The sequence below is a fragment of the Kocuria sp. CNJ-770 genome, assembly GCF_001942375.1.
GTDB lineage: Bacteria > Actinomycetota > Actinomycetes > Actinomycetales > Micrococcaceae > Kocuria > Kocuria oceani.
The window spans coordinates 2836-5948 of the sequence record NZ_MKJW01000012.1; the positions used below are offsets into that span (position 1 = coordinate 2836).

General features: G+C 65.2%; 8 protein-coding genes. 2 read left to right on the plus strand and 6 right to left on the minus strand.

The features are described 5' to 3' along the window. Together BJF77_RS20370 and BJF77_RS20375 are read left to right on the plus strand one after the other, a co-directional pair. Positions 1–197, plus strand: a 197-nt coding sequence (locus BJF77_RS20370) for a hypothetical protein (protein WP_158041137.1), incomplete at its 5' end; no start/stop codon positions are given. 11 nt (positions 198–208) lie between these two features. After that, positions 209–349 carry a hypothetical protein gene (locus BJF77_RS20375; protein ID WP_158041139.1) on the plus strand — a complete coding sequence of 47 codons (141 nt, stop codon included), beginning with the start codon at positions 209–211 and terminating at the stop codon, positions 347–349. A 101-nt stretch (positions 350–450) separates the two neighbouring features. On the opposite strand, the gene BJF77_RS20930 is transcribed toward BJF77_RS20375, so the two are convergent. The 6 genes from BJF77_RS20930 to BJF77_RS00730 all read right to left on the minus strand — a co-directional run. Then, positions 451–681, minus strand: coding sequence for a hypothetical protein (locus BJF77_RS20930; protein WP_222844934.1), 231 nt, complete (start codon positions 679–681; stop codon positions 451–453). A 73-nt stretch (positions 682–754) separates the two neighbouring features. Continuing rightward, positions 755–922: a hypothetical protein gene (locus BJF77_RS20760; RefSeq protein ID WP_187347229.1), complete on the minus strand. Its 168-nt coding sequence runs from the start codon at positions 920–922 to the stop codon at positions 755–757. A gap of 45 nt (positions 923–967) precedes the next feature. Next, on the minus strand, positions 968–1846 hold the full coding sequence (locus tag BJF77_RS00715; RefSeq protein WP_075871004.1) for a permease: 879 nt from the start codon (positions 1844–1846) through the stop codon (positions 968–970). Then, positions 1836–2204, minus strand: a complete 369-nt coding sequence (locus tag BJF77_RS00720) for a helix-turn-helix transcriptional regulator (protein ID WP_224799551.1) — start codon at positions 2202–2204, stop codon at positions 1836–1838. Before BJF77_RS00720 ends, BJF77_RS00715 begins: the two co-directional genes overlap by 11 nt. A gap of 74 nt (positions 2205–2278) precedes the next feature. Beyond that, the gene (locus tag BJF77_RS00725) at positions 2279–2530 is read right to left on the minus strand and encodes a hypothetical protein (protein ID WP_222844935.1); all 252 of its coding nucleotides are present in this window, start codon (positions 2528–2530) and stop codon (positions 2279–2281) included. A 62-nt stretch (positions 2531–2592) separates the two neighbouring features. Then, the coding region (locus tag BJF77_RS00730) for a recombinase family protein (RefSeq protein ID WP_255396065.1) at positions 2593–3113 on the minus strand (521 nt) is incomplete at its 5' end.

Consider the following 3113-nt stretch of genomic DNA (forward strand, 5'->3'; position numbering starts at 1 on the left):
CGACGCGCTTCGGGTCCTCGAAGCTCGAGCCGGTCACGCAGGACACCATGCGCCAGCAGGTCGAGGCACAGCGCGACGCACGCGAGCAGGGGCTCATGTCCCGGTCGCGTCAGGCTCGTCGTCAGCTGGACCAGGAGCGGCGTCAGACCATCGAGGTCTCCCGTGACCACGACCGTGGCCACGGGTTGGGCGACTAGGAGAGGGGGTGATGGACATGGCAGTGGGACCGATCGAGATCGCCGACATGCGCGATCGCGCCCGTCAGGTGCTGCACGAGGCCGATGATGCCGAGGCCGAGGCGCGTCGTCATGAGGACGAGGCGCGCAGGATCACCGGCAGGGTCCGATGATGGAGATGACGGAATAGCCCCGGCCAGGGCCGGCCGGGGCTATCGGTGAAAAGGGAGAGGTCCATGCTCGGCAGGTGCGCTGGGCCGGTCGTGATCTTGGGTCAGGTGAGTTCGGTGATGAGGTCGCGGATGCGGGATCCGATCTCGTGATGGATGGGGTGCACAGCGTCGAGCCCAAGTCCTGCGGGGTTGTTCAACTGCCAGTCCTCGTAGCGTTTGCCGGGGAAGATCGGGCAGGTGTCGCCACATCTCGTCGTGCTCACTGCAGCCGAGGTCTGCGCGGTATCGGGGGCGAGCAGCGTGGCATGGTCGAAGGGTTGGATTGCGCACACGGCGAGGGCCTCGCCAGTGGCGGGGCCCTCGTGGCTGTTCCTATGACACAGCATCGAAGTTCCGTGGGAAGGATCAGCCTTCTGTCTTGGCGTCCTGGCAGCAGCTCATGCCTGTCTGCTGAGGTGCTTCAGTGTTGGTGTTCTGCTGCTTATCGTCTTCGTCGGCCGGGACGATCTCGACGTTGCAGCAGTCCGACTGCTCGTTCTTCGAGCGTCCGGTGAACAGGTCCTTCAGTCCCATGGTGGTTCCTTTCCTGTGGTGGGTTTACGGGGACAGTTGTCGGGATCAGGCTGTGATCGTGAGGATGTAGCCGCCGGCGATCGCGACGGCCAGGATGGTGACGACGAATGTCACGAGAAGCCGTGGCTTGAAGACCGCCGTGAGCATCGAGACCTCTGGCGGGGAGGCCCCGGCCCCGCCGATCATCAGGGCGAAGATCGGGCCGAGGGCCACACCGGCGGACTGGAGGGCCAGCCCGATCGGGAGCATGGTCTCCAAGCGGATGTAAAGTGGGATGCCGATGATCGCCGCGAGGGGCACCGCCCACCAGATGTTGGCTCCGGCGAAGGCGGTCAGCTGATCCTCGGAGACGAACTCGTAGATCGCGGCTCCGATCGCCACGCCGATGAGCATGGGCACAAGCAGGGGGCGCAGATCGGTCCAGGCTTGGCGGAGCGCTCCGGGCATCTCGCCGCGCATTCCTTTCCACGGCTCGGGCGTCTTCTCGCCCTGCACGCGCACGCGCTTGAGCGCCTTCTCCAGGCCCAGGCCGCGCCATACCCACGGGGCGAGCAGTGAGACGGCCAGGGTGAAGAGCGTGTAGACGATGGCGGTCGTCCACCCGAAGATGATTCCGATGCCGCCGACGATGATCGGGTTGAGCAGCGGTGAGGCGATGAGGTAGGTCATCGCTGTCTGGAAGGCGACCCCGGCGTTGAGCATTCCGACCAGCATCGGCAGTGTCGAGCAGGAGCAGAATGGAGTCACCGCCCCCAAAAGTAGTCCCTTGATGGGTCCGGGGACTTTCCCGCTGCTCATCCAGTCGCGCATCTTCTCCGGGCCGAATCGCCGGTTGATCAGCGCGACGGCGGTCGAGACGACGAGGAACAGGGCCAGCAGCTCGCCCAGCAGCAGTGCGAAGGTGCCGAGCGTGTCAGTCAGCATCGGTCACCACACTGCGTGCCGGGATCTCGGCCTCGGTGCAGCAGGCTCGCTGTCCTGCGGGAGTCAGGGTGGCAAGGTGGGCCAGCCATTGAACTGGGGCGGCCAACTGTTCGCAGCAGATCGAGATGAGGTTCGACCGGCCCTGCGGGGCCACTTCGATCAGTTCCGCTTTGAGCAGGGCGGAGACGTGATGGCTGACCAGTGCCTGGCTGAGGCCGGTGGCCTCCTGCAGCTGCTTGTTCGTCTTGGCGCCATCGGCGAGGCACAGCACGATTGTCAGACGGTTCTCGTCGGCCAGAGCCGAGAGGGTGGGGGCCAGGTAGGCGGCGCGTTCTTTGGCCGAGAGGTCCGAGGCCACGGCCGGAATTTGTATCGGTGAAGACATACCTCCACACTAACAAGCGACTGCTCATGACACAAGCGACGGCTTATCTATTGTGGGGGTGACGCCGCGGGGAGATGGCTGGTGATGTCATGGACTGCGTCCTTGGCCGTCCTGCCCGTCCCGATCAGGGTGGCTGAGGCGAAGCCGGTCCAGTCCCCGTACCCGAGCAGGTGCAGGCGGGGCTCGTCGGCGGAGCGTGTGCCGATGGTCTTGGGCACGCCGTTCTCGCGCCTCAGGCCCAGGGAGGCGAGATGGTTCAGGGCGGGACGGAAACCGGTGCACCAGATGATCGCGACCACACTGTGGATGTGATGGCTTGGTGGCGGGTTTCTGTGATTGCTCAGTGGCGGTGCAGGCGCGGTCAGGTGTCGGCCGTGGTGCGGCGCAGCTCGCGGTAGATGGTGGTGCGGGAGACGTTGAACAGCTCGGCGAACTCGGCTTGGGTGTGTTCGCCGGCCGTGTGCAACGTCAGCAGGTGCTTGCGCTGAGAGGGCGAGAACTTGGGCTTCTTGCCTTTGAGTTTGCCCTTGGATCTGGCGATGCCAATGCCTTCGCGGGTGCGTAGGCGGATGAGGTCCGCCTCAAACTCGGCCACCATGCCGAGCACGTTGAACAGCAACCGGCCGACGGCGTCGTTGGGGTCGTAGACGCTGCCTCCGAGACTGAGCGCCACTCCCTTGATGGTGAGCTCGCCCGCGATGTCCCTCGCGTCCGGGAGCGAGCGGGCCAGCCGACGTGCGGTGAAGGATCCCCTTACGGGCGTGCGATCTGGGCTGACGCCTGTGACCGAGTGTTCAGCGCGCGCTGTATAGTTCAGTGCATGCTGACTATTGCTTCGCGTCTCGACGTGATGAACCGCCTGGGTCGTGCACTGGCCGACCC

What these genes read in the sequence shown, in the direction of transcription:
- BJF77_RS20375 (WP_158041139.1), top strand. Translation starts at nt 209, where the DNA reads ATGGACATGGCAGTGGGACCGATCGAGATCGCCGACATGCGCGATCGC.
- BJF77_RS20760 (WP_187347229.1), bottom strand. Translation starts at nt 922, where the DNA reads ATGGGACTGAAGGACCTGTTCACCGGACGCTCGAAGAACGAGCAGTCG.
- BJF77_RS00715 (WP_075871004.1), bottom strand. Translation starts at nt 1,846, where the DNA reads ATGCTGACTGACACGCTCGGCACCTTCGCACTGCTGCTGGGCGAGCTG.